This is a genomic window from Flavobacterium nackdongense, assembly GCF_004355225.1.
Taxonomy (GTDB): Bacteria; Bacteroidota; Bacteroidia; order Flavobacteriales; family Flavobacteriaceae; genus Flavobacterium; species Flavobacterium nackdongense.
Window position 1 is genome coordinate 2,012,428 of record NZ_CP037933.1, and the last position, 25,840, is coordinate 2,038,267.

A 25,840-nucleotide genomic window follows, 5' to 3' on the forward strand; every position below is an offset into this window, starting at 1 on the left:
AATATTTAGAAATAATCTATCGGTTTTTCGTTTCTTTCAAAAAATCGATATTCCTACTGATCCCTGAATACTTCGTCCTTTTTAATGGAGAGTTTTTAAAAACTGTCTTGAAGGTTTCTTCGGTAATTTCTTGCCAATCTTTTTTGGACATAGAAAGCAGCTCCTTATTCGGATTGAAAAGGGGTTCGCTATGTGCTTTCGAAAATCGATTCCAAGGACAAACCTCTTGGCAGACATCGCAACCAAAAATCCAATCATCCAATTTTCCCTTCATCTCAGTCGGAATGTTTTCTTTGAGTTCGATCGTGAAATAGGAAATACATTTGCTTCCATCCACCACATATGGCGCTACAATGGCTTGGGTGGGACAAGCATCAATACAGGCTGTACAAGCACCACAATGATCGGTAGTAGGTGTGTCATAATCTAATTCCAAATCAATAATAAGTTCAGCGATGAAATAAAAAGAGCCTAGTTTTTGGGTTAGTAAATTGCTGTTTTTACCAATCCAACCCAACCCACTTTTGGCCGCCCAAGCTTTGTCTAAAACCGGAGCCGAATCGACAAACGCTCGACCTGAAACTGCCCCAATAGTATCTTGAATGAAATGGAGTAATTCCTTCAGTTTTTCTTTGATGACAAAATGATAATCCTGTCCGTAAGCGTATTTAGAAATTTTATAAGAGTCTTCATTTTGAAGCTCAGAAGGGAAATAATTTAATAAAAGAGAAACCACGCTTTTGGCATCATCGACTAATAAAGTTGGATTTAAACGTTTGTCAAAATGGTTCTCCATATAGGACATTTGACCGTTCATTTGCTTATTTAGCCAATGTTCTAATCGAGGCGCTTCTTCCTCCAGAAAACCCGCCTTGGATATGCCACAAGACAAAAAGCCGAGGCGTTTAGATTCGGCCTTAATAAAAGAAGTATAGCGGGAAGCAGGAAGATGGGAGCTAGAAGTTGGAAGATGGGAGCTAGAAGTTGGAAGATGAGAGCTGCTAGATGGGAGTTGGGAATTAGCGGGAATCATAACTATTTCAATTTAGATTTAAATGCTATAGTCATATTCATCAAATCAAATGAATCCTTATAAAGTTTATCAAAAACGGCATCATTAATGTAGTTCCTTCGCTTTGCTTTATACAAACAAGTAACTACCTCGGCTAATGATCTGACAGAATAGCCTAAAAATCGATTAAACTCCGCATTAGATTGCTCTATTGACCCTTCGGAAATATTTAGCGCTACAGAGTCTGAAGCTCGCAACATTTGGGAAGCAAGATTAAACATGTCATGTTTTGGAAATTCTTTAATGACAGCATTAATTTCTTCTCCAAAATCCATTGATTTCTGCCAGATGATTAACTTTTCGAATTTAAAACTCATACTTTTGTTTTTTTGTTAGAAGCTGGGAGTCGGAAGTTGGAAGTGCTTCCATCTCCTAGCTTCCCTCTTCCAACTTTCCATTAAAAAAGCCCTCCCTGAATATTAGTTTTCACTTTGCCAAGATGTTTGTATGCTTTTTCGGTCACTTCTCTTCCTCTAGGTGTCCGCATAATAAAACCTTCCTGAATTAGGAAAGGCTCATAGACTTCTTCGATGGTTTCGCTACTTTCGGATACGGCTGTCGCCAAAGTAGATAAACCCACCGGACCCCCTTTGAATTTATCAATAATAGTGTTTAGAATTTTATTATCCATTTCGTCTAAACCGTGGGCATCGACATTCAACGCTTTTAAGGCATAGCGAGCAATTTCGATATCGATGGTTCCATTTCCTTTAATTTGCGCAAAATCACGCACTCTACGCAACAAAGCATTGGCTATACGAGGTGTTCCTCTACTGCGACCTGCTATTTCGATAGCGGCTTCCATAGAAATGGGCATTTTAAGAATCGATGCGCTTCTTTCGACAATGGTCGTTAAAAGTTCGGTGGTGTAATACTGCAAACGAGAGGATATTCCGAAACGGGCTCGCATTGGAGCAGTCAATAATCCAGAACGCGTGGTGGCACCAATTAAGGTAAACGGATTCAAATTGATTTGAACAGTTCTAGCGTTTGGACCCGATTCAATCATAATGTCTATTTTGAAATCTTCCATTGCCGAATACAAATACTCTTCGACGATGGGACTCAAACGATGGATTTCATCAATAAACAAAACATCTCTTTCTTCGAGATTTGTCAAAAGACCAGCCAAATCCCCGGGTTTATCTAAAACGGGGCCGGAGGTAATTTTAATACCTACTTGCAACTCATTGGCCAAGATATTGGCCAGAGTAGTTTTTCCTAAACCTGGAGGTCCGTGAAAAAGGGCGTGATCCAGGGCTTCATTTCGTTGATTGGCCGCTTGAACAAATACTTTCAGGTTTTCGAGTATCTGGTCCTGACCTGCAAAATCGTCAAAAGACAAGGGTCTTAATCTCTTTTCGAGATCCAGTTCTTCAGGATTATAGTGGCTGTTTGTTGGGTCTAAATTTTCATTCATTTTACAAATATAACAAAGATATCCGCCAATAAAAATACCCCCAAATAGTGTCTAAACTTTTGGGTTCAGTCTAATTGCGAGGCATTTTGATTAAATATAGAAGCAAAATCTACTATTTCAAAGCTTCCACTTTAGCTTTCACTTCTTCTAATGAACCTTCAAAAACCTGAATGTTATCCTTTCCGTTTTCGGTAGTAGTTACTTTGGCTTTTGCTTTTCCGTTTTCATTAGACAGTTCAACTTTGATATTTTTTTCCATTGCTTCTTTTTTAGCACAACAAGCTTTTTCGGTCGTTGGAGCAATAAATTTTCCGTTAGCATCGTAATGTGACATACACATTTCTTTTTGCTCAGGAGTACATCCTTTTTCGTCGCACATTTTGGCACATTCGTCTTTGGTCATTGTGGCACATTTAGACATGTCACATTTGCCCATCATTCCTCCTGCAGCGCTAGATGATTTCATCTCCATTGAACATTTCATCACTTTATTTTCGGCGGCATTGCCATTGCCCAAAATTGGCGCTATTACCAATCCAATCAAACAAGTCAATTTTATCAAAATGTTCATTGATGGTCCAGAAGTATCTTTGAACGGATCTCCAACCGTATCGCCAGTTACAGCTGCTTTGTGCGCTTCTGATCCTTTGAAACTCATTAATCCATCCACTAAAACGCCTGCTTCGAAAGATTTTTTAGCATTGTCCCAAGCTCCACCGGCGTTGTTTTGAAAAATAGCCCAAACTACTCCAGAAACCGTAACTCCCGCCATATAACCTCCAAGCATTTCGGCTACCATTGCATTGGAGTTGGCGTCATTCATATACACTAATTTACCAATCAAGACAATTCCTATTGGGAAACCTATAGTTAAAATTCCAGGCAACATCATTTCATGCAAAGCGGCTTTAGTCGAAATATCAACACATTTTGCGTATTCAGGTTTACCTGTTCCTTCCATAATTCCTGGAATTTCTCTAAACTGACGACGCACTTCGTTCACCATATCCATAGCGGCTTTTCCTACTGAATTCATTACTAAAGCGGAGAAAACTACCGGAATCATTGCCCCTATGAACAACATTGATAGTACGGGTGCTTTAAAAATATTGATACCGTCGATACCTGTAAATGTAACATAAGCTGCAAACAAACCTAACGAAGTCATCGCAGCCGAAGCAATGGCAAATCCTTTTCCAGTAGCTGCGGTTGTATTTCCAACAGAATCTAAAATATCGGTTCTGGTACGAACTTCTTTAGGTAACTCGCTCATTTCGGCTATTCCACCAGCGTTATCTGAAATTGGGCCAAAAGCATCGATTGCCAATTGCATCGCCGTTGTAGCCATCATAGCTGAAGCAGCTAAAGCAACACCGTAGAATCCTGCAAAAAAATATGAAATCCAAATGGCTAATGCCAAAACAATTACTTTAGGAAAGGTGGACAGCATTCCTGTTGACAAACCTGCAATAATATTAGTTCCCGCACCCGTGGATGATTTGGCAACAATGGCCAAAACAGGTTTTGTTCCCAAACCAGTAAAGTATTCCGTAACCGACGATATAATTGCACCCACTACCAATCCAACGATGGAAGCATAAAAAACTCTAATCGAAGCGACTTCTTTGATCCCTTCACCAAAGAAATTCATGTTCATTTTTTCAGGCAACATATAGTCAATCAAGAAATAACATGAAGCGGCTGTCAATAAAATTGACACCCAGTTTCCAATATTAAGTGCTTTTTGAACCTCAGCTTCTTTCGCATTATTATCGGTGATTTTCACTAACATAGTTCCAATCATAGAAAACAAAATTCCGAAACCTGCGATAGCCATTGGTAATAAAATAGGCCCAATTCCGCCAAAAGCATCTTGAATGTTTCCGCCCATATCTTTGATAACGTAATTACCCAATACCATTGTAGCAAGTACAGTTGCCACATAAGAACCAAATAAATCGGCTCCCATTCCCGCAACATCTCCTACGTTGTCGCCCACATTATCAGCGATAGTTGCCGGATTTCGCGGATCGTCTTCAGGAATTCCAGCTTCAACTTTACCTACAATATCCGCTCCAACATCGGCAGCCTTTGTATAAATTCCACCACCAACACGGGCAAACAAAGCAATAGATTCGGCACCAAGTGAGAAACCGGCTAAAGTTTCTAAAACAGTAGTCATATCTTCGGTGGAAGTCCAAACGCCACCCATATAAACATTATAAAGGATAATAAAAAAACCTGTGAGTCCTAAAACGGCCAATCCAGCAACGCCTAAACCCATAACCGTTCCGCCGCCAAAAGACACTTTTAAAGCGTGTGGCAAACTCGTTCTGGCTGCTTGTGTGGTTCTAACATTGGTTTTTGTTGCTATTTTCATTCCCAAATTCCCAGCAAAAGCAGAGAAAATAGCGCCAAAAATAAAAGAAACCACAATTAAAATATGCGATGAATTCCCAGGCAAGAAAGTTAGTCCTGCCAAAACGATACTGGCAACTATAACAAATACCGTCATCAATTTGTATTCTGCTTTCAAAAAAGCCAAAGCGCCTTCGTGGATATACTCTGAAATTGCTGCCATTTTACCATCACCGGCATCTTGTTTTAAAACCCAAGCTCTTTTGATCGCCATAAAAACCAATCCTACTAATGCCAAAATTATTGGCACGTAAATCATAATTGTGTTCATAAAAATAAATTTAATTTAATTTTGAGGTTGTGAAATTATTATGTTTCAATGCAAACGTAGTATATTGAAACTAATAAAGCAATACTCAAATGCATGAATATTGCTTTATCAAAAAAAATATTTATAATATTTTACTAAATCTTAAATAAATCGTCCGGTTTATTCTCAAGTTGATTAAAACGTTCGGTACATTCCTCTATAATGTCCAATGCTTGACTCAAATCACCCCAACCTTCTACATCGACAATTTTGTGCTCCAAATCTTTGTAGACTTGAAAGAAATGTTCGATTTCTTTGAGTAAATGTGGATTAATATCTGCTAAATCGTTCAATGAATTCCAAATTGGGTCTGATACTGGTACACAAATAATTTTTTCATCTGGTCCTTTATCATCGGCCATGTGGAAAACGCCGATTGGCTTCACTTCCATCACACAACCCGGGAAAGTAGGCTCGTTGATTAGAACCAAAACATCTAGTGGATCACCATCTAAGGCCAATGTTTGTGGTATAAATCCGTAGTCTGCCGGATACATCATCGAAGAAAACAACATTCTGTCGAATCGAATTCTCTTGAGTTTGAAATCATATTCATACTTATTTCTACTTCCTCTTGGTATTTCTATAAGAACATCAAAGGATTTGTATTTGTCTTTTAACATTTTGGTTTATTTTTAATTTGGTGCAAAAATAGATAAACTCAGAACTTCTGCAACATAAAATCGATAAATAGCCTATTTCAGCGTTTAAACAACCTTTCAATACACTACTTTCCTATTCCTTTTACTCAAATAATAATGCCACAACAGAAAAGTTGCCAAAGACTTGTGCGGACTCCATTTGGAAACATAAATTTCCATATCATGTTTGTCGTGTATGTCAAGTAGTTCTTTGATGGTATTTAGTACTGCGACATCGCCAAGGGGAATGATGTCGGGCGCTTGAAGCGAAAACATCAAATAAATGTCGATGGTCCAATGGCCAATACCTTTGATTTTGATTAATTCTTCTCGAACTTCCTCAGCCGATTTAGTTGCCAGACTTTCTAAATCAATGTGATGGTTGATTATCGAATGGGATAATGCCTTAATATAGGACGTCTTTTGTCGGCTTACGCCAAGACTACGAAACTCCTCGTCCGAAAAAGAAAGTAGCGATTCTGGAATAAATTGTGGTTGTTTTGATTTTAATTTTAAAAAAGTAGCTTTGGCTGAATCGATAGAAACTTGCTGTTCGAGAATTAATAACACTAAAGTTTCAAACCCTTGCGGTCGTTTGGGAATTGTTGGCAAACCATACTTTTCAATAATGAGTTTGAAAATGAGGTCTGTTTCTGAAAGATATTTGATGGCCTTATTCATATCAGAAATAAAATCCAAAAGAGATTTTTGTGGCAAATTTATTGGCATCAGGCATATCTAAATAGCTGCCTCTCCAGGAAAAATCTATACGGAATAATTTGAAAATATTGCCAATGCCCGCACTGTATTCCCAATATACTTTGTCCGGCGCATTATAGACTAAACCCGACGCATTGATCGCTCTATTGTCGTCTGAAACCGTCCCGTAAACCGAACGAAAGCCAATGTTTTCGCGCCAATTGAGTTTTCGCATAAAAGGAATTCGGGCAAAAAAACGTCCGTGAAAATCGTGATCCCATTTGAAAGTCACATACTGATCGGTAACGAATTCGTAAAATTGGAGATTGTTAAATGTATTGGCAATGTTGAAAATGGACTGATTCCCCGGAACCACGCTCATCAAACCGAGAGGAATATACCCGAAAGTTTTTCCGGCTTCGATTATAATATCGGAGCGTCCTAATGGGCCAATAATTATGGGTTGTTTGTAATACAATTGCAACTTTTTGTAATTGAAATCGCTTGAAAATAAGTTTTTGAAACCCTGACTGTAGGTGACAAAAATGCTGGTAAAAGGACTATCTGCATTGTATCGTTCGACGCCAAAAGCCACCGGAATCCGATTGGGTGTATATTCTACTTGAAAATTCACCTCGGATTGTTTGACCTGACTCTGAATAGTGGTTTGAGTCAAATCAGTATAATAATCCAAACTAAATTCGGGCGAAGCCGAAATTAAGGTTCGATAGGAAACACCCGCCAAAAAAGTTAAATTTTTGATGGGTTCCATTTCAAATTCAACATTACTCAAATTGACATTGGTCAATTTATTATTACTCCCAACAACCAACAAGCCCGAAGAAGCAAAACTCCTTCCTACAATATCATTGGTTGTCGTGAGCGAAGCCCCAATTTGCTCGATATCGCGCCGATTTCCGGCAGAAATAATAAAACGATTTTTAGGATTCAGCATCCATTTACCGGTCAGTCCGTATTTGAATTTATCATCTTTGAATCCATAAGCGAGATAGCCTTGAACACGCCACGGATCGTTAGGCCCAAAATAGGTTCTAGCTCCGGCTCTAAGGCGTAATCCTTCGACGGAATTTTGTCCAATTACGGAATAAATAGGTCCGTAATCCAACTCCCCCAAATGGATGTAGCCGCTATCTATGATTTCGACCAAACTATACAATTGCTTGAATTTTTTGACCGTTTGCAAAGTATCCAGCATTTTATAGACTCCTTTTTCGTCTTTGGTAAGGCTTTCGAATCGATTTTCTTCCCAATATTCATCTGATTTATTGTAGACGTCTTTGTCTAAATAATTGACTTCCTCTCGGTAGAACTTTTCAGGCTTTTCGATGTTGAATTGATGATCTCGATACAAAGAAGTTCGTTTGCCGTAAACGCCTTTCGAATTCTCCTTCTTGTTGAGTGCGAAATCGGTCATCATATAATCTTTGGTCATCAGAAAAATAGAATCATTCATGACCTCAAATTCCTGTTCGATATAAATGTCTTTCACCCAGTTGATATTGGCACTTCGAGTGGCGGCCATATTTATTTTTTTGATGGCAAAAGTGGTATCGCTTACCCAAAAATCGCCTTTGAAAGTCAATTCGTTTTTGCGTCGTGGATAGAAAACAATATTAAAACACCTTTTGTTATCGATGTAAGCACTATCTCTGAGGACATAATTATACACATCGATTCCGGTTGTCGAGAGTGGACTTGTAAAACTTTTGTCAAAAAAATTCAGGTGATTGTCATAAATATCAAAATCGGTGTACAAATCATTTACAAAAGCTAAAATCTGCTGATTGCCATTGAATCCAGAAGTCTTATTGGCTTTTGTTTTTTCTTTGACCTTTTTCAATTTGTTGTCTCCATAAACATCGACCAAGGCCTCGTTGATAAAAATAGGCAAGTAGGTTTTTCCCGTTATTTTTGAAGTATCGACTTGTTTGAAAATGAATTCCATTCCTTTGAACAAATTGTTTTTCATATAAGCGCTATCGATGCTGTTCATATCAAATTCAATTTTTTCATACTTCTCCATTTGGTATTGATCAAACAAATGAAGGCCGTTTTTGCGTCTTCTTTCCCAAATTTTTCGGAGAATATCTAAAGCTGGATTGTTCTTTTTGGAGGTTTTTCCTCGATAAACTACGACTTCGTTCAAAGTTTGAATCTCCTTGAGTTGAATTTTTAGTTTATAATTGATGGCTTTCTCCAAATCAATTTCCCGATCGGAATAGCCTACAGAGGTAATAATTATGGTTTTATAACTTTTGGGAGATTCTAAATAAAATACTCCGTCTTCACTAGAAACGACACCTTCGCTTGAGTTTTTGAAGGCGACATTGGCAAAAGGAATGGGTTTATTGGATGCATCTACCACGAGACCGCTAACTTTAGTTTGTGAAAATAGCGTGTTCGCAAAACCAACTACTACAACCAGATATAACAAAAAATTCTTGTTCATAATCAAAAAAAAAAACTTCATCAAATTTTAAGCTCTGATGAAGTTTCAAATATAGTTGATTTCTGATATTAGATTGATTTAATCTTCCAATATTCCGAAAAGTTTAACAGCTTATTTATACATTACTTTTTTAACGGCTTTGACAACATCGTCCGCATTAGGCAACCATTCTTTTAGCAAAACTGGCGAATAAGGCGCTGGAGTATCAGCAGTTGTAATACGTTGAATAGGTGCGTCAAGAAAATCGAAAGCTTGTTCTTGAACAATATAGGTAATTTCAGAAGAAACACTCGCAAATGGCCAAGCTTCCTCAAGAATCACCAAGCGATTTGTTTTTCTAACCGAAGTCAAAATAGCATCTTTGTCCATAGGACGAACGGTTCTCAAATCGATAATTTCGCAAGAAATTCCTGCTGCGGCTAATTCATCAGCAGCGATATAAGCTTCTTTGATGATTTTTCCAAAAGAAACGATAGTCACATCAGTACCTACTCTTTTCACATCGGCAACACCAATTGGAACGGTATATTCTCCTTCTGGAACTTCACCTTTATCACCGTACATTTGCTCTGATTCCATAAAAATTACAGGATCATTGTCGCGAATAGCAGATTTCAAAAGTCCTTTGGCATCATACACATTAGAAGGCACCACTACTTTAAGACCTGGAGTGTTTGCAAACCAATTTTCGATAGCTTGAGAGTGTGTAGCACCCAATTGTCCCGCAGAAGCAGTTGGCCCACGAAAAACGATTGGCACATTGAACTGACCTCCGGTCATTTGACGCATTTTAGCTGCGTTATTGATAATTTGATCTATTCCAACTAAACAAAAATTGAAGGTCATATACTCTACAATCGGTCGACAACCATTCATAGCCGAACCTACTGCAATTCCAGTAAAACCGAGCTCAGCGATAGGAGTGTCAATTACACGCTTCTCCCCGAATTCATCTAACATTCCTTTTGACGCTTTATAAGCACCATTGTATTCCGCCACTTCTTCACCCATTAAATATACGGACTCATCGCGACGCATTTCTTCGCTCATGGCCTCACAAATGGCTTCTCTAAATTGTATCGTTCTCATAGTTTTCATAAATGTTCTGTAATTTCGAAGCGCAAAAATAAATATTTTAAATCACTTTACTACATAAATTAACTTTAAAATCGAAACTCTTTACCAATTAATTTTACCCAAAGAGAATCAAAAAAATAAAAAAAATTACGAAATCGATATAATTGTTGAAAAATATTATGCACGCATAGTATATTATTCCAATTAATATTCTAATTTTGTGCATCATTTTAGCAATTTAAACCTTAATTATGAAAATATTAGTCTGCATCAGCCACGTTCCTGATACTACTTCAAAAATCAATTTTACCCATGATGATTCGCAATTTGACTCCAATGGGGTTCAATTTGTCATCAATCCAAACGACGAATTTGGACTCACTCGAGCCATTTGGTTTCAAGAACAACAAGCGGCGACAGTAACCGTTGTGAATGTTGGAGGTCCAGACACAGAACCTACATTGCGAAAAGCTTTGGCTATCGGTGCTAATGATGCCATTCGTGTCAATGCAAATCCAACTGACAGTTTTTTTGTTGCCAAACAACTTGCCGAAGTGATTAAAAATGGTGGTTATGATCTAGTGATTGCTGGTAAAGAATCTTTAGATTATAATGGCGGAATGGTTCCTGGCATGGTTGCCGCAATTCTTGGCTATAATTTTATAAATTCTTGTACCGAATTGACAATCGAGGCTACTAATGCAAAAGCAATTCGCGAAATTGACGGCGGAAGAGAAAAGGTTTCGACGAGTTTGCCATTAATAATAGGAGGACAAAAAGGATTGGTCGAAGAGAAAGACTTGCGTATTCCGAATATGAGAGGAATTATGACTGCTAGAGCAAAAACCTTAACGGTTGTTGAGCCAGTAGAAGCTTCGGTCCATACCAAAGCGGTAAAATTTGAAAAACCAGCTCCAAAATCAGCCGTGAAATTAGTTGCAGCTGATAATATAGATGAACTAATTAATTTATTACACAACGAAGCAAAAGTGATTTAAGAATTTGATTGCAGATTTTTGAGTAACGATTTTTGATTGCAGATTGCAAAAAATAATCATTAGTCAAATTTTTAAATCATAAATCTAAAATCGTTAATCTAAAATCTAAAATAATTATGTCAATAGTAATATACGCAGAATCTGCAGAAGGAAAATTCAAAAAAATTGCATTCGAATTGGCTTCTTATGCAAAAAAAGTTGCTGAATCATTAGGAACAACCGTTACGGCGGTTAGCATAAACACCCAAGATGTTTCGGAATTATCAAAATACGGAGTCGACAAAGTGTTGAAGGTCACCAACGATAAATTAGTAGGCTTTTCAGCCAAAGCCTACGCTGATGTTATTCAGCAAGCAGCGCGAAAAGAAAATGCCTCGGTGGTGGTACTGTCTTCGACCACCGATAGTATTTACCTCGCTCCCTTAGTTGCTGTTGCACTCGAAGCAGGTTTTGCTTCCAATGTAGTAGGACTTCCCGAAAGTTATCTGCCTTTTCAAGTTCGAAGAACTGCTTTTTCGAACAAAGCTTTCAATAGCACCGAAATTAGTAGCGATATTAAAATTATTGGTTTAGCCAAAAACTCGTACGGTATATTCGAAAACACTTCAAATATGGCCACTGAAGATTTTAATCCCACTGTGAGTGAAAATGATTTTGGAATAAAAGTAGAATCAGTAGAAAAAGGCTCTGGAAAAGTTTCTATTGCCGATGCAGACATCGTTGTTTCGGGCGGGCGTGGATTAAAAGGTCCTGAAAACTGGGGAATGATTGAAGAATTGGCGGAAGTACTCGGAGCAGCAACCGCTTGCTCGAAACCAGTATCCGATTTAGATTGGAGACCTCATTCAGAACACGTGGGACAAACCGGCAAACCTGTAGCTTCGAATTTGTACATCGCCGTGGGAATTTCAGGAGCCATTCAGCATATTGCGGGAATAAACTCTTCAAAAGTGAAAGTAGTCATCAATTCCGATCCCGAAGCACCTTTTTTCAAAGTAGCCGATTATGGAATAGTTGGCGATGCCTTTGAGGTTGTGCCGCATTTGATCGAAAAACTAAAAGCTTTCAAAGCACAGAATTAAAAATTTTATAATTCTAATACCAAAATAGCTGCCTAAAAATAAGATAATCGTATCTTTGCTTTAGGTAGCTTTTTAGTTCCATATATTTTGATTAAAATTGCACATTATTTTAATTAAAAATAACTATTTATAAACAAGCACAAGCTGCTTTTTCAATTCACAAAATGAGCTTAGTCAAATTATCCATCAAAGGAATATCTTACAGTCAAACCCAAAACGGAGCTTATGCCTTGATATTGAACGAAGTGGACGGAGATCGAAAATTACCCATTGTCATAGGCGCATTCGAGGCACAATCTATCGCCATTGCCCTAGAGAAAGAAATCAAACCACCGCGCCCGCTGACTCACGATTTATTTAAAAATTTTGCCGATCGCTTTGATATTGTGGTCAAACAAATCATCATTCACAAATTGGTTGATGGCGTTTTTTACTCTAGTATCATTTGCGAAAGAGATAAAATCGAAGAAATAATCGACGCTCGAACTTCAGATGCCATTGCCTTGGCTTTGCGATTTAACGCACCCATTTTTACGTACAAAAACATTCTGGACAAAGCGGGCATTTTCTTAAAAGCAAACCCATTGAATCCTGAAAAAGATTCACAAGAAATTGACGATGCACTTTCTAATCCTGAAACTTTCAGACAAGAAGAAGAGAGCAATCAGTCGGGCAATTTATACGCAAAACACAGTTTAGAACAATTAAACGAATTGTTGGAGCAAGCCGTTCAAAACGAAGACTACGAAAAAGCGGCAAAAATTAGAGACGAAATTTCGAAAAGATAGTAACAAATTGTTTAATCGGCTAACCGATTAACCGATTAACCGATTAACCGATTAAACCAAGAATGAAGCAATACCACGATTTAGTTAAACACGTTTTAGAAAACGGCAATCAAAAAGGAGATAGAACAGGCACAGGCACCAAAAGCGTTTTTGGATACCAAATGCGATTTGATTTGGCAGATGGTTTTCCGATGGTGACAACCAAAAAGTTACATCTAAAATCAATAATTTACGAGCTACTTTGGTTTTTAAAAGGAGATACCAATATCAAATACCTACAAGAAAACGGAGTAAAAATTTGGGATGCTTGGGCGGATGAAAACGGTGCTTTAGGTCCAGTTTACGGCCATCAATGGCGCAATTGGAACAGTGAAGAAATAGACCAAATCGCTGATCTAATTCAAGAATTAAAAACCAATCCGAACAGCAGAAGAATGTTAGTTTCGGCTTGGAATCCTAGTGTTTTGCCAGATACCTCTAAATCATTTTCCGAAAATGTGGCCAATAACAAAGCAGCGCTTCCTCCTTGTCATGCTTTCTTCCAATTTTATGTTTCAGACGGAAAATTATCTTGCCAATTGTACCAACGAAGTGCTGATATTTTTCTTGGTGTGCCTTTCAACATCGCCTCTTATGCCTTGCTGACGATGATGATTGCTCAAGTTTGTAACTTAGAAGTGGGCGAATTCATTCATACTTTTGGAGATGCACACATTTACAATAACCATTTTGAGCAAGTTGAATTGCAATTGTCTCGCGAACCAAAAGCGTTACCAAAAATGATTTTGAATCCAGCTATAAATGACATTTTCGACTTTACTTTTGAGGATTTTACACTGGTAGGTTACGAACCATACGACGCTATAAAAGGAAGTGTTGCGGTTTGATTTTTTTACAAACCACACTTTTGTTATATAAAAGAAACTCAAACGAGGGTAGATAGTGGTGTTTTTTGTTAGGTCTATCAACTAGTTGGCATCAACTTTAAAGAAAAAATTGTGAATAATTGGGTTTTAGAGTTAGAAAAATTAAAAATCAAGGAAAAATTCTCTGTTGAGGAGTGGGAAAATCGTGGATTAAATCCTTCTGAAAAAAGTCTATGCGTTACGCTTGAAAAATCTTTTAATGATTTACTAACAAATTTAATTTCTGCATCAAATACAAAAAAATCAGACAAAGAAATTGAAAACCTTTTCGAACATTATTTCAACAAAATTAAAACAGATGAATTAGATACAGAGGAAAGTGAATTTGTTGTGGATTATTTTGATGAGATTGCTAAAATCTTCAACATTCCAAATATTAATGAAAAATTGAATATTTGGACTTACGGAATTGAAGATTATGACCACGAAAAAGCTGAAAAAGAAGATTCTGAAAGAGTATTAGCGGAAGAAAGAAAAAGACACGAGATTATTTCTACAGAATGCACAAACTGCAAAACTCAATTAAAAACTTTTATTTTAGAAAGAGATAATAGTTTTCCAAGTTTTGAGATTGACATAATTAAATGTGTAAAATGTTCTGAACTTAATTTACTTGACAAAGGTGCAGGGATAAAAAGATATAGATTTCTTGATTATGAACTACTAGAAGAATTGCCAAAAGAGGAATACGATTTAGCAAAAGCTTTAAAAAGATTAAAACAATTAAAAGAACAAAAATAATGCAGATGCTAACCCAATAGGTTTACAATCTGTAACCATAAATTCTAGTAAACAACTATAAAATCATTTACATAAAAACACCACTATGCCAACTCCAGTTTCAGAATGTTTGTATTGTCAAAATAACGAAACATTACATAATTTAATGATTAAAATCTGTGATTTAGAAGTATCACAATTATTTTTATTCAAAGAGCAATCTTATGCAGGTCGTTGCAATGTGGTTTACAAAGACCACGGTGTAGAGTTTCACGAATTGAGCGACGACCAACGCAGTGCTTTTATGAGTGATGTGGCAAGAACAGCAAAATCAATTGCAGCCGCGTTTAACCCTGACAAAATTAATTACGGAGCCTACGCCGATACAATTTCACATTTACACATGCACGTAGTTCCAAAATACAAAAACGATTATGGCTTTGGGGGTGTTTTTGAAATGAACCCACAAAAAACCACGCTTTCGGATCAGGAATACGCTTCGATAATCGAAAAGATAAAAGGAGCCCTTTAGTTTTTGCTCCAGTTCGTATTATGGCAAAAACTATTGGTATAAAAAGCAAAAATCCGCTTTTCAGCGGATTTATATTTTGTTTTAAACAGTTACAACACCGTTTTCTGTTCCAGCAAATTCATTCCATTGATAAGAATCAGCTTCTGAATCGTTTACATAAGCACCATCTATAAGGTACTTGAATTCGTAAGAAGCATCTTTCGCTAGATCAAAAACGCCTTTGAAAGTACCGTTTTTTAATTTTGACAATTCACCTTCGGCTGGATTCCAATTGTTAAAATCTCCTACTACCGAAGCAGTATTAGCTTCTTTTGCTTCAACTGAAAATGTAACTTTACAAACTGGTTTTGTTTTTATAACTTGTTTCTTGATAGACATAACTATTTCATTTTTAGAATTATGGGGCAAATGTAAAATAGATTTTTTAACTTTCAACTTTTGAGATGAACTTTTATGGGTATGACAATAAACTTCCTAAAAAAGAATTAGATTCTTATTTTTAAGTAAAATATTTTTTCGTATTCAAAATCATAAAACGTTTTCTCGATTCATTTTCTTCAATGAAAAATAATTAAATTTGAAAAATATTTTTACCTTTATAATCTAAATCTTGCAATTATGGAAAAAGAACTTCACGAGCAATATGAGTACGCTAGAAGAAGACTAAAACAAAAAAAAGGTCTGTACTTCCACTTCGTATTATTTATTTTGGGAAGCATCTTTATGTTTATTGCCAATCATTTTCTGATTTTTGGAATTCAGTCCAATTGGGCAATTTGGGTCATTACTTTCTGGGCTTTTTTGTTTATTCTTCATTTTATAAAAGTGTATATCACAGATCGTTTTATGAATAAAAACTGGGAAAGAGAACAAATCGAAAAACTCATGGCCAAACAGCAACAGAAAATCGAACAATTGCAAAACCAAATAGAAGATGATTCTTCCATTAAACACTAATAGCCAATGATTATTTTGATTGCAGCGGTTGCCGAAAACAATGCTCTGGGAAAAAACAACGATTTGCTTTGGCATTTACCCAATGATTTCAAACGGTTTAAAGAAATCACTTCAGGACACCATATTATAATGGGTCGAAAAACCTTTGAAAGTTTCCCGAAACCGCTTCCAAATAGAACCCATGTCATTATTACCAGACAAAAAGAGTTTACTTATGAAGGATGCATTGTCGTACAAGATCTAGAAAGCGCCATTGCTGTATGCCCAAAATCGGAAAACATCTTTGTTATAGGCGGTGGAGAAATCTACGCACAATCTATTCCTCTAGCCGATCAGCTGGATATTACTCGAGTACATCACGCCTTCGATGCGGACGTTTATTTTCCTGCTGTTGACCCAGAAATTTGGGAATTAGCCTCAGAAAATTTCCATCCAAAAGACGAAAAACATCTTTATGATTACAGTTTTCAAACATTTGTCAGAAGAAAGTAAGACGCCTTTATTGGATTTCAACGGATTCTATTTGTCAAAATATTTGAAAATAGCCGATGAATTTTCAGTTAAATAAGTATTATCCAAAAATCTAGTTTACCTTTGCCATCAAATTTCATAAAATGTCAAAAAACATAACTCCCTATAAAGATTCTACTTTAAGCAAAAAAGAGCAGGTCGCCTCCATGTTTGATACCATTTCAGGTAATTATGACAATCTCAATCGGGTGATTTCGTTTGGAATTGATGTGAAATGGCGCAAAAAAGTTCTGCAAATGGTATCTAAAACCAATCCAAAAACTATTTTGGATATTGCAACAGGCACTGGAGATTTGGCCATTTTGATGTCGCAAACCAAAGCGGAAAAAATCATAGGATTAGACATTTCGGCAGGGATGCTTGAAGTAGGAAAACAAAAAATCAACGATAAAAACTTGTCAAAAAGAATAGAAATGGTCTTGGCGGATTCTGAAAACATGCCATTTGAAGATCATTATTTCGATGCGATAACCGTAGCTTTTGGGGTTAGAAACTTCGAAAATCTCGAAAAAGGATTGTCAGAAATATTGAGAGTTTTGAAACCCAATGGCATTTTTGTTATCCTTGAAACTTCGGTACCAGATAAAACGCCCTACAAACAAGGCTATACATTTTACAGTAAAAACATCCTCCCTATTATTGGAAAATTATTTTCTAAAGACAATGTGGCTTACGGTTATTTATCAGAATCGGCAGCAGCTTTTCCTTATGGCGAGGCCTTGAACAATATTTTAAAAAAAATTGGGTTTATAGATGTAGTTGCTTTTCCTCAAACTTTTGGAGTAGCAACCATTTATTCAGCTTCCAAAAAATAATATGAAAAAAATAGTTGTTTTACTTTTATTATTCATCGCCACCACCGGGCTTGCCCAATCGCCTAATAAATTGTTTGGCAAGGATCCGATCATAAATCTAGAAAATTTTCAAAAAAAAAGACTGCATTTTGGTTTCTTTTTGGGTTTCAATTCTTACGATTTTAAAATTGATTATAAAACAGTAAGCGAGGATATTCAAGTAAAAAAGACTAACGGTTTCAATGTGGGACTTGTAGCCAATTTGAGGCTTCAGGAATATATTGACTTTCGATTTGAACCTGGATTGTACTACACACAAAGAATTTTAGAATACCAACCAAGTTATTTCGTCAGTAGCCCTGCGCCCACTCCATCAGATTTACTGCGGGAAGTAAATAGCACCTATATCCATTTCCCTTTGCTGTTGAAGTTTTCATCGCTAAGAACAGGCAATGTGAGGCCCTACTTAGTGGGTGGTGTTTCGGCAACTCTCAATTTGTCTAGCAATGCCAAATCGATAGACGACAATTACGAAGACCGTTTTAGAGTAAAATCGTGGACAACCAATTACGAATTGGGCTTGGGTATTGATATTTTTTCGGAATACTTCATTTTCTCGCCTTCCATCCGAGGTGTTTTTGGATTAAGTAACGAATTGATTCAGGACACTTCTATGCCTCCCGGAGAAACTAGTCCTTGGACCGGCAATATTGAATCGTTGAAAACCAGAGCGGTTCTGATTAATTTTACTTTTCATTAGAAAAAAAGTGCAGCCCGCCTATCGGCAGACAGGTGTTCAGGTCGCAGTCACACTATGTACTAATTGCAGAACGCTTGACTACTAGATTATCGCTCGTCGAAATTCGCTCAAAACAATGGCTGTTGCCGTAGCTACATTCAAACTTTCAGTTTTTTGAAGAGTACCAAACCGAGGAATGCTTAGTCTATTGGTAATTAATTTTTCAATTTCAGGTGAAATTCCGTTGGCTTCATTGCCCATAATAATAATTCCCTCTAATGGTAAATTAGTTTTGTAAATATTCTCACCCTCCATAAAAGTACCAAAAACAGGCACTTGAGTTTGACTTATAAAAGTTTCCAAATCAACATAAGTTACATTGACTCTAGCGATAGAACCCATCGTGGCTTGAACCACTTTTGGATTGTAAATATCGACGGTTTCCTTGGAACAAATGATTTGGTCAATGCCAAACCAATCACACAATCGCATAATTGTACCAAGATTACCAGGATCCCGAACAGCATCGAGAGCAATGATTAATCCCGATTCCACTATTTTTTTTTCAACAGGAATTTTAAAAACTGCCAAACAAGTATTTGGTGTTGCCAATGCGGAAATTTTTTTCAAATCTCCTGCATCTATAACTACTTTTTTATCCGTAGAGACCTCTTGAAAATCGCTTTGAGTGGTAAATAAATGTTCCAATTCAAACTTTGATTCTAACAATTCTTGAATTACTTTTATGCCCTCGGCAAAAAACAAGCGGTGTGTATTGCGTTGTTTTTTTTGCTGTAAACTGGTAATAAGTTTTATTTGATTTTTACTAAGCATAAAATAATGTACTTTTGGATAATATATTTGGGCATTTGAAAAATATCAGTACAAAAATAACAACATTTATTGTAATTGGAATAATTATATCAGCTTGCGATGCTGAGAAGAGAATTCCAAACCACAAACAGCGTCTTACTAAAAATGAGATTTTCGTCAACGAGAAGCCTAGCACGAATGAAGAGGTCAGCAATCAGTTGTATCAAAAACCCAATTCTACTTTTTTGGGCTATCATTTGCGGCTTAATTTATTTAATCTCGCCGATCCAAATCCGGATTCTACTTATCAGGCCAAATTCACCAAACATCCGGGAAAATACGAACGCATGTCGAAATGGCTTTCGGCAAAACAAGTGGATCGTTTGGGGCAATCCTTTTTATATAAGGGTGTAGATGATTTCCTAAAGCAAGTAGGAGAACCGCCGGTGATTATTGATACCACTAAATCTTCCAAGTCGTTGTCTAGAGTTAATTATTACTATTTTAATAATGGATTCTTCAACGTTAATTCAAAATTTAAATTGGACAGTTTGAGTCCAAAAAGAGCCAAAATAAAATATACGATTACAACCGGTGTTCCTTTTTTTATAGACAGTTTGACTACAAAAATTCAGACTCCCGCATTGGATTCACTATATGCAACGAAGAAAATGAACAGCTTCATTCAAGCGGGCAAACAATACAACACAAAAGATTTTGAAGAGGAAAAAAACAGAATTACCACCCATTTCAGAAACAATGGCGTGTATCATTTTCAGTCTAATAATGTCACTTTTGATCTGGACACGCTCAATAACAATAAAAAAGTAAATGTCAATCTAATCATAAAAGATTATTCTTTTCAGGACAAAGACACGACCAGGACGGAGCCTTTCAAAATATACAAAATAAGCGATGTAAACATTTACACCGATTATTCGGCCACTAATAATAGTAATGTATTTACCGACAGTACCACCTATAATAATTTCAATTTATACAGTCACTCCAAGCTAAAATACAAACCCAAAGCGATAACCGATGCCGTTTTTATCACCAAAGGAAGCCTGTTTGCCGACACCAGAACGGTTTTGACCACACGGTATTTGAACAACCTAAAAGTATTCAATTATCCCACCATTTTGTACGAAGTGGACAAAAGAGATACAACCGCTCAATCATTGATTGCCAAAGTGTATTTATCACCCCGAAAAAAATACAGTTTAGGCACCACTTTCGATGTAACCCATTCGAATATTCAAGACATCGGTATCGCGGGAAGCCTTTCTGAAACCATCAGAAACGTGCTCAACGGAGCCGAAACATTGGAACTTTCGGCCAGAGGAAACATAGGATCTTCCAAAGATTTGGCCAATCCAGATAGTCGATTTTTTAATGTTTCGGAGTATGGACTCAATGCAAAACTAAGCTTCCCAAGGATTTGGTTCCCATTCAAAACGGAAAAAATCATTCCCAAAAGTATGATACCCTCTACCCTTTTATCGACTGGTTTTTCGAACCAAACTAATATTGGTCTAGACAAGCAAAATGTTACGGGAGTTTTGGCTTATAATTGGAATCCAAAAAAGAACAATACCGCCCGATTTGATATTTTTAATGTGCAATATATTCGGAATTTGAATCCAGAAAACTATTTCAATGTCTACGAATCATCTTATAATGAGTTAAATACCATTTCAAAAACGTACAATACAAATCCTAGTTATGTGGATCCTAGCACCGGCGATTTGATTATTGAACAAGGAACCGCAGGGTTTACCAATGATGTTTTAACCCTTGTTATACCGGTACCTCAAGAAGAATACAGTACCGTTTTAGGCATCGAGGAACGCCGAGTGCGACTAACCGAAAATGATTTTATCCTTTCTACCGGTTATTCATTTTCAAAAACCACCAAAACGGACTCTAAGGACAATTCATTTTATCAATTCAGAACCAAAATTGAATCTGCTGGCTCACTTTTGACATTGATTGCCAATGCCTCAAGTTTGCCTAAAAATCAAAATGGCAATTTCGAAATCTTCAACTTAGAATATTCTGAATACATCAAAACCGAATTCGATTTTATTAAATATTGGGATTTTTCCAAAGAAAAAGTATTGGCCGTTCGAAGTTTTTTTGGCATTGCCATACCCTATGGAAATTCCGATTATATTCCTTTTTCACGAAGCTATTTTGCGGGAGGATCTAACGACAATAGAGCTTGGGAACCTTATCGTTTGGGGCCAGGGAGCACCGGAGCCATATTAGATTTCAATGAAGCTAATATGAAAATTGCTTTGAGTGCTGAATTCAGATTTAAAATTGCCGGTAAAATAAAAGGGGCTCTTTTTGCCGATGCGGGCAATATTTGGAACGTGCTGGATAACACCACCTACGAGCCCGCTACTTTCGATGGAATTGAGGATTTGAAAGAAATTGCGCTCGGAACAGGATTTGGACTTCGTTACGACTTAGATTTTTTTGTGGTTCGATTTGATTTAGGATTCAAAACCTTTAATCCTGCTAATGAAATGGGCAAACGTTGGTTTTACGATTACGATTTCGCACATTCTGTGTTTAATTTTGGAATAAATTATCCTTTCTAATGCTATTAATTTCTTATTTTTGCAAACTGTAAACAACTTATAAAAACAACTTAAACAATTTACAATGTCACACAATATCAAACCAGGCGTAGCTACAGGAGATCAAGTTCAAGAAATTTTCAACTATGCAAAAGAAAAAGGATTTGCCCTTCCAGCAGTAAACGTTACAGGTTCAAACACAATAAACGGAGTGCTAGAAACAGCGGTAAAATTGAATGCACCAGTTATTATTCAATTTTCGAATGGTGGAGCACAATTCAATGCAGGAAAAGGACTTTCTAATGCAGGAGAAAAAGCAGCAATCGCAGGAGCAATTGCAGGAGCAAAACATATTCATACTTTGGCCGAAGCTTATGGAGCAACTGTAATTTTGCACACAGACCATTGTGCCAAAAAATTATTGCCTTGGATCGACGGTTTATTAGATGCTTCTGAAGCTAATTTTGCAGCTACAGGAAAACCATTATTCTCTTCGCATATGATCGATTTGTCTGAAGAACCAATCGAGGAAAACATTGCCATTTGTAAAGAATATTTAACCAGAATGAGCAAAATGGGAATGACTCTAGAAATTGAATTAGGAATTACTGGTGGTGAAGAAGATGGTGTTGACAATTCAGATGTAGATAGTTCTAAATTATACACTCAACCTTCTGAAGTTTCTTATGCTTATGAGGAATTATCAAAAGTGAGCCCAAGATTTACAATTGCCGCTTCTTTTGGAAATGTGCACGGTGTGTACAAACCAGGAAATGTAAAATTGACTCCAAAAATCTTAAAAAATTCTCAAGATTATGTTCAAAACAAATTCAACACAGGTCACAACCCAGTGGATTTCGTTTTCCACGGTGGATCAGGTTCTACTCTTGAAGAAATCAGAGAAGGTATCAGCTATGGTGTAATCAAAATGAATATCGATACCGATTTACAATTTGCCTTCACAGAAGGAATTCGTGACTCAATGGTAAACAATATCGACTATTTGAGAACTCAAATTGGAAACCCAACAGGTCCTGATGCTCCAAACAAAAAATATTACGATCCAAGAAAATGGTTGCGTGAAGGTGAAGTAACTTTCAATGCAAGACTTGAACAAGCATTTGCTGACTTGAACAACGTAAATACTCTATAATTTTAGATTTTATATTGCAGATTTTAGATTCCTTAGTGTCATCTGAAATCTGCAATCTGAAATCTGCAATCTGAAATAAACATGGCTTGGTTTAAAAGAACAGAAAAAGGAATTACAACTGCCACCGAAGACAAAATGGATATTCCAAAAGGTCTTTGGTACAAGTCCCCTACCGGAAAAGTTATCGATGCCGATGAGTTGGCTCGAAACCTATTTGTAAGTCCTGAAGATGATTTCCACGTAAGAATTGGCAGCAAAGAATATTTCGAAATATTGTTTGACAACAACGAATTCAAGGAATTAGATGCCAAAATGACTTCTAAGGATATTTTGAGTTTTGTCGACACCAAAAAATATTCCGACCGACTGAAAGACACCATTTCTAAAACCAAATTGAATGATGCCGTTCGAACCGGAGTTGGAAAATCAAAAGGAAAAGATTTAGTGGTTTGCTGCATGGATTTCGCCTTCATTGGAGGTTCCATAGGTGCTGTTGTGGGAGAAAAAATTGCCCGAGGTATCGATTATTCTATCAAAAACAAAGTCCCATTTCTAATGATTTCAAAATCAGGTGGAGCAAGAATGATGGAAGCAGCTTATTCGTTGATGCAATTGGCCAAAACCTCGGCAAAATTAGCGCAATTGGCCGATGCTAAAATTCCATACATTTCGTTATGCACGGATCCAACTACTGGAGGAACCACTGCTTCTTATGCGATGCTTGGTGATATCAACATCTCAGAACCCGGAGCCTTAATAGGATTTGCTGGGCCAAGAGTTGTGAAAGACACTACTGGAAAAGATTTACCGGAAGGTTTTCAGACTGCCGAATTCGTTTTGGAACACGGTTTTCTAGATTTTATCACACCTAGAAAAGAATTGAAAGACAAAATCAATTTGTATATCGACTTGATTCAGAATATCGAGGTGAGATAGTTTTTTACAAATACACAAATACAAAAAAACACAAAGTGAATGCTTTGTGTTTTTTTTATACCTTTATTTAATTAAAAAAATTAGTAGCATTGCTATCGGTCGTGTTTTTTACAAGTTTTAATTTGTTAAATTTAACCGGTTCGCTATCTGGATTCTTACAAGTTTCAAGCGATTTTTGCATTTTTATAAAGGCATATCGAATTATAGGGGGAACTTTATTAAAACATTAAAATAAAATAAAAATGAAAAAAAGCATAGTGTTAATAATTGCAATTGCCCTTTTTTATAAAGGAAATTCTCAAGAAATTAAACATGTAGGTTCTGAAACGCTTTTAAAAGAATTGTCTGAGAACGGCTGTAATTGTGTTGATTCAATACCTACTTACAACAGACCAAAAAATGAAATTGCGATGGATATCAGCGAATGTATCGACAAACAAACAGGCGCTTATCAAATGGGTTCAAAACTACTTGGAATTGATGTTTCAAAAGAAAAAATAGAAGTAAAAAACGGAAAAAAACAAATTAATATTTCTTTTAATAATGACGAGGATTCGGAAGAATATAAAAAATATTACTATGAATTAGAAAGGTATATGATGACTAACTGTAAGGCTCTTAAAGAAAAAATTGCAAGTAATGAGAAACGCAGTGCTAAATCATTTTCCGACAATAAAAAAGCTATCGAATACTATAATAAGGGAATGGATGAGATCAAAAAAGAGAATTCTGAGCAAGCGATAGTCTATTTTGAAAAAGCAGTAAAAGAAGATCCAGAATTTGCTTTTGCTTGGGATAATTTGGGGCTGAATTATAGGAAATTAAATAACTACGACAAGGCAATAGAGTGTTACAAAAAGTCCTTAGAAATTGATCCAAATGGGTTAATGCCTTTGCAAAATATTGCGATAGTATATCAGTATAAAAAAGAATATAAAAAAGCAATTGAGGCCTATGGTAAACTGTCAGAATTAGATAAAAATAATCCGGAAATTTATTATGGAATAGGAAACGTGTATACCACTAATTTGCAGAACTATGAAAAGGGATTAGAAAATATGTGCAAGGCCTATAATCTATATGTTTATCTGAAATCTCCCTACAGAGCCGATGCTGAAAAATTGATTAGCATTATTTATGTCGAAATGAAAAAACAAGGGAAGGAAGAAAAATTCAATCAGATTTTGAAAGAAAATAATATTACACAAAATTAATTAAAAACAAAAAACCCGCTCGTTTGAGTGGGTTTCGTGGTACCTCCAGTCCCGAAGCTTCGGGAGAACCAGGGACACATAGGTTTTATTTTTTGGATAAAATATCTTCTAAAATAGAAGGATTGGCAATAATTTTTTTGATAAAAATTTTACTTTTCATTTTCTTAATAAAGTTTTCAAGGAAAACAGCATCTTCTTTGTTTTGGCAATTAAAGAGCAAAGCTAATTCCCAGTCATTTGCAATTTTTGTAAAAGAACCAGCATAGAAGTGTTGATTATGTTTTAGAATTCTTTCATCTATATTATATGTTTCACCAACATAAAATTTAGCAGAAGATGGAGAATATAGAATGTAAAGTTGATGCATTTGACAAAAGTAGTAACAAAAACAAAAAACCCACTCGTTTGAGTGGGTTTCGTGGTACCTCCAGTCCCGAAGCTTCGGGAGAACCAGGGACACATAGGTTTTATTTTTTGGATAAAATATCTTCTAAAATAGAAGGATTGTCAATAATTTTTTTGATAAAAATTTTACTTTTCATTTTCTTAATAAAGTTTTCAAGGAAAACAGCATCTTCTTTGTTTTGGCAATTAAAGAGCAAAGCTAATTCCCAGTCATTTGCAATTTTTGTAAAAGAACCAGTATAGAAGTGTTGATTATGTTTTAGAATTCTTTCATCTATATTATATGTTTCACCAACATAAAATTTAGCAGAAGATGGAGAATATAGAATGTAAAGTTGATGCATTTGACAAAAGTAGTAACAAAAACAAAAAACCCACTCGTTTGAGTGGGTTTCGTGGTACCTCCAGGGATCGAACCAGGGACACATGGATTTTCAGTCCATTGCTCTACCATCTGAGCTAAGGTACCGTGCTAATGCGGGTGCAAATATAGAACCATTTTTAATTTATCCAAAACAATTATTAAAAAAAATCTATTCGTACCTTAGCAACTTTAA

At 36.3% G+C, this 25,840-nt stretch carries 26 protein-coding genes and 1 tRNA gene; 14 read left to right on the plus strand and 13 right to left on the minus strand.

All coding sequences use genetic code 11. From position 1 onward, the window contains the following. Window positions 1-16: 16 nt before the first annotated feature. The 8 genes from queG to E1750_RS08650 all read right to left on the minus strand — a co-directional run bounded on the left by queG (window position 17) and on the right by E1750_RS08650 (window position 10,119). Window positions 17-1,033: a tRNA epoxyqueuosine(34) reductase QueG gene (gene queG, locus E1750_RS08615; protein ID WP_133276385.1), complete on the minus strand. Its 1,017-nt coding sequence runs from the start codon at window positions 1,031-1,033 to the stop codon at window positions 17-19. A 2-nt stretch (window positions 1,034-1,035) separates the two neighbouring features. Beyond that, a complete protein-coding gene (locus E1750_RS08620) occupies window positions 1,036-1,389 on the minus strand; it encodes a four helix bundle protein (RefSeq protein WP_133276386.1) in 354 nt (117 codons plus the stop codon). Window positions 1,390-1,469: 80 nt separating this feature from the next. Further along, the gene (ruvB, locus tag E1750_RS08625; RefSeq protein WP_133276387.1) at window positions 1,470-2,492 is read right to left on the minus strand and encodes a Holliday junction branch migration DNA helicase RuvB; all 1,023 of its coding nucleotides are present in this window, start codon (window positions 2,490-2,492) and stop codon (window positions 1,470-1,472) included. A gap of 112 nt (window positions 2,493-2,604) precedes the next feature. Further along, on the minus strand, window positions 2,605-5,181 hold the full coding sequence (locus E1750_RS08630) for a sodium-translocating pyrophosphatase (protein WP_133276388.1): 2,577 nt from the start codon (window positions 5,179-5,181) through the stop codon (window positions 2,605-2,607). A 134-nt stretch (window positions 5,182-5,315) separates the two neighbouring features. Continuing rightward, complete coding sequence (locus E1750_RS08635) at window positions 5,316-5,843, minus strand: inorganic diphosphatase (RefSeq protein WP_133276389.1); 528 nt, start codon at window positions 5,841-5,843, stop codon at window positions 5,316-5,318. Window positions 5,844-5,939: 96 nt separating this feature from the next. Then, the gene (locus E1750_RS08640) at window positions 5,940-6,560 is read right to left on the minus strand and encodes a DNA-3-methyladenine glycosylase family protein (protein ID WP_317126140.1); all 621 of its coding nucleotides are present in this window, start codon (window positions 6,558-6,560) and stop codon (window positions 5,940-5,942) included. After that, window positions 6,544-9,030 (minus strand): DUF5686 and carboxypeptidase-like regulatory domain-containing protein, encoded by a 2,487-nt coding sequence (locus E1750_RS08645; protein ID WP_133276390.1) that lies wholly within the window; start codon window positions 9,028-9,030, stop codon window positions 6,544-6,546. The genes E1750_RS08640 and E1750_RS08645 overlap by 17 nt, the downstream gene beginning before the upstream one ends. Before the next feature lie 111 nt (window positions 9,031-9,141). Further along, window positions 9,142-10,119 carry a pyruvate dehydrogenase complex E1 component subunit beta gene (locus tag E1750_RS08650; protein ID WP_133276391.1) on the minus strand — a complete coding sequence of 326 codons (978 nt, stop codon included), beginning with the start codon at window positions 10,117-10,119 and terminating at the stop codon, window positions 9,142-9,144. Between the two features lie 239 nt (window positions 10,120-10,358). On the opposite strand from E1750_RS08650, the gene E1750_RS08655 reads away from it, so the two are divergent. The 6 genes from E1750_RS08655 (at window position 10,359) to E1750_RS08680 (ending at window position 15,153) form a co-directional block, all read left to right on the plus strand. Further along, complete coding sequence (locus E1750_RS08655; protein ID WP_133276392.1) at window positions 10,359-11,105, plus strand: electron transfer flavoprotein subunit beta/FixA family protein; 747 nt, start codon at window positions 10,359-10,361, stop codon at window positions 11,103-11,105. 116 nt (window positions 11,106-11,221) lie between these two features. Beyond that, window positions 11,222-12,187, plus strand: coding sequence for an electron transfer flavoprotein subunit alpha/FixB family protein (locus E1750_RS08660; RefSeq protein ID WP_133276393.1), 966 nt, complete (start codon window positions 11,222-11,224; stop codon window positions 12,185-12,187). Window positions 12,188-12,351: 164 nt separating this feature from the next. Further along, entirely contained in the window at window positions 12,352-12,975 is a 624-nt protein-coding gene (locus E1750_RS08665; protein ID WP_133276394.1) for a bifunctional nuclease family protein, read from the plus strand. 62 nt (window positions 12,976-13,037) lie between these two features. After that, entirely contained in the window at window positions 13,038-13,862 is an 825-nt protein-coding gene (locus E1750_RS08670; RefSeq protein ID WP_133276395.1) for a thymidylate synthase, read from the plus strand. A 111-nt stretch (window positions 13,863-13,973) separates the two neighbouring features. Further along, on the plus strand, window positions 13,974-14,642 hold the full coding sequence (locus E1750_RS08675) for a DUF4844 domain-containing protein (protein ID WP_165698025.1): 669 nt from the start codon (window positions 13,974-13,976) through the stop codon (window positions 14,640-14,642). 85 nt (window positions 14,643-14,727) lie between these two features. Then, window positions 14,728-15,153 carry an HIT family protein gene (locus E1750_RS08680; protein WP_133276397.1) on the plus strand — a complete coding sequence of 142 codons (426 nt, stop codon included), beginning with the start codon at window positions 14,728-14,730 and terminating at the stop codon, window positions 15,151-15,153. 81 nt (window positions 15,154-15,234) lie between these two features. Here the strand turns inward: E1750_RS08680 and E1750_RS08685 are convergent, their stop codons facing one another. Beyond that, on the minus strand, window positions 15,235-15,531 hold the full coding sequence (locus tag E1750_RS08685) for an isoamylase early set domain-containing protein (protein ID WP_133276398.1): 297 nt from the start codon (window positions 15,529-15,531) through the stop codon (window positions 15,235-15,237). A 240-nt stretch (window positions 15,532-15,771) separates the two neighbouring features. Between E1750_RS08685 and E1750_RS08690 the strand changes: the two genes are divergently transcribed. The 4 genes from E1750_RS08690 (at window position 15,772) to porT (ending at window position 18,195) form a co-directional block, all read left to right on the plus strand. Next, window positions 15,772-16,110 carry a 2TM domain-containing protein gene (locus E1750_RS08690; RefSeq protein WP_133276399.1) on the plus strand — a complete coding sequence of 113 codons (339 nt, stop codon included), beginning with the start codon at window positions 15,772-15,774 and terminating at the stop codon, window positions 16,108-16,110. A gap of 6 nt (window positions 16,111-16,116) precedes the next feature. Next, on the plus strand, window positions 16,117-16,602 hold the full coding sequence (locus E1750_RS08695) for a dihydrofolate reductase (protein WP_133276400.1): 486 nt from the start codon (window positions 16,117-16,119) through the stop codon (window positions 16,600-16,602). A 122-nt stretch (window positions 16,603-16,724) separates the two neighbouring features. Next, a complete protein-coding gene (gene ubiE, locus E1750_RS08700; RefSeq protein WP_133276401.1) occupies window positions 16,725-17,456 on the plus strand; it encodes a bifunctional demethylmenaquinone methyltransferase/2-methoxy-6-polyprenyl-1,4-benzoquinol methylase UbiE in 732 nt (243 codons plus the stop codon). A 1-nt stretch (window position 17,457) separates the two neighbouring features. Beyond that, entirely contained in the window at window positions 17,458-18,195 is a 738-nt protein-coding gene (gene porT / locus E1750_RS08705) for a type IX secretion/gliding motility protein PorT/SprT (protein ID WP_133276402.1), read from the plus strand. 81 nt (window positions 18,196-18,276) lie between these two features. Here the strand turns inward: porT and E1750_RS08710 are convergent, their stop codons facing one another. Beyond that, complete coding sequence (locus E1750_RS08710) at window positions 18,277-19,008, minus strand: TrmH family RNA methyltransferase (RefSeq protein WP_133276403.1); 732 nt, start codon at window positions 19,006-19,008, stop codon at window positions 18,277-18,279. A gap of 35 nt (window positions 19,009-19,043) precedes the next feature. Here E1750_RS08710 and tamL point away from each other — a divergent pair, with 35 nt between their 5' ends. From tamL to E1750_RS08730, 4 genes are all read left to right on the plus strand, one after another. Further along, a complete protein-coding gene (gene tamL, locus E1750_RS08715) occupies window positions 19,044-21,596 on the plus strand; it encodes a translocation and assembly module lipoprotein TamL (protein WP_133278110.1) in 2,553 nt (850 codons plus the stop codon). Between the two features lie 64 nt (window positions 21,597-21,660). Continuing rightward, complete coding sequence (fbaA, locus tag E1750_RS08720) at window positions 21,661-22,728, plus strand: class II fructose-bisphosphate aldolase (RefSeq protein WP_133276404.1); 1,068 nt, start codon at window positions 21,661-21,663, stop codon at window positions 22,726-22,728. A gap of 81 nt (window positions 22,729-22,809) precedes the next feature. Further along, window positions 22,810-23,664: an acetyl-CoA carboxylase, carboxyltransferase subunit beta gene (gene accD / locus E1750_RS08725; protein ID WP_133276405.1), complete on the plus strand. Its 855-nt coding sequence runs from the start codon at window positions 22,810-22,812 to the stop codon at window positions 23,662-23,664. A gap of 242 nt (window positions 23,665-23,906) precedes the next feature. Continuing rightward, a complete protein-coding gene (locus E1750_RS08730; RefSeq protein ID WP_133276406.1) occupies window positions 23,907-24,878 on the plus strand; it encodes a tetratricopeptide repeat protein in 972 nt (323 codons plus the stop codon). An 85-nt stretch (window positions 24,879-24,963) separates the two neighbouring features. Here the strand turns inward: E1750_RS08730 and E1750_RS08735 are convergent, their stop codons facing one another. From E1750_RS08735 to E1750_RS08745, 3 genes are all read right to left on the minus strand, one after another. Beyond that, window positions 24,964-25,245, minus strand: coding sequence for a GIY-YIG nuclease family protein (locus E1750_RS08735; protein WP_133276407.1), 282 nt, complete (start codon window positions 25,243-25,245; stop codon window positions 24,964-24,966). 100 nt (window positions 25,246-25,345) lie between these two features. Then, entirely contained in the window at window positions 25,346-25,627 is a 282-nt protein-coding gene (locus tag E1750_RS08740; protein ID WP_133276408.1) for a GIY-YIG nuclease family protein, read from the minus strand. 52 nt (window positions 25,628-25,679) lie between these two features. After that, window positions 25,680-25,752: transfer RNA gene (locus E1750_RS08745), tRNA-Phe, on the minus strand. Window positions 25,753-25,840: the final 88 nt, after the last annotated feature.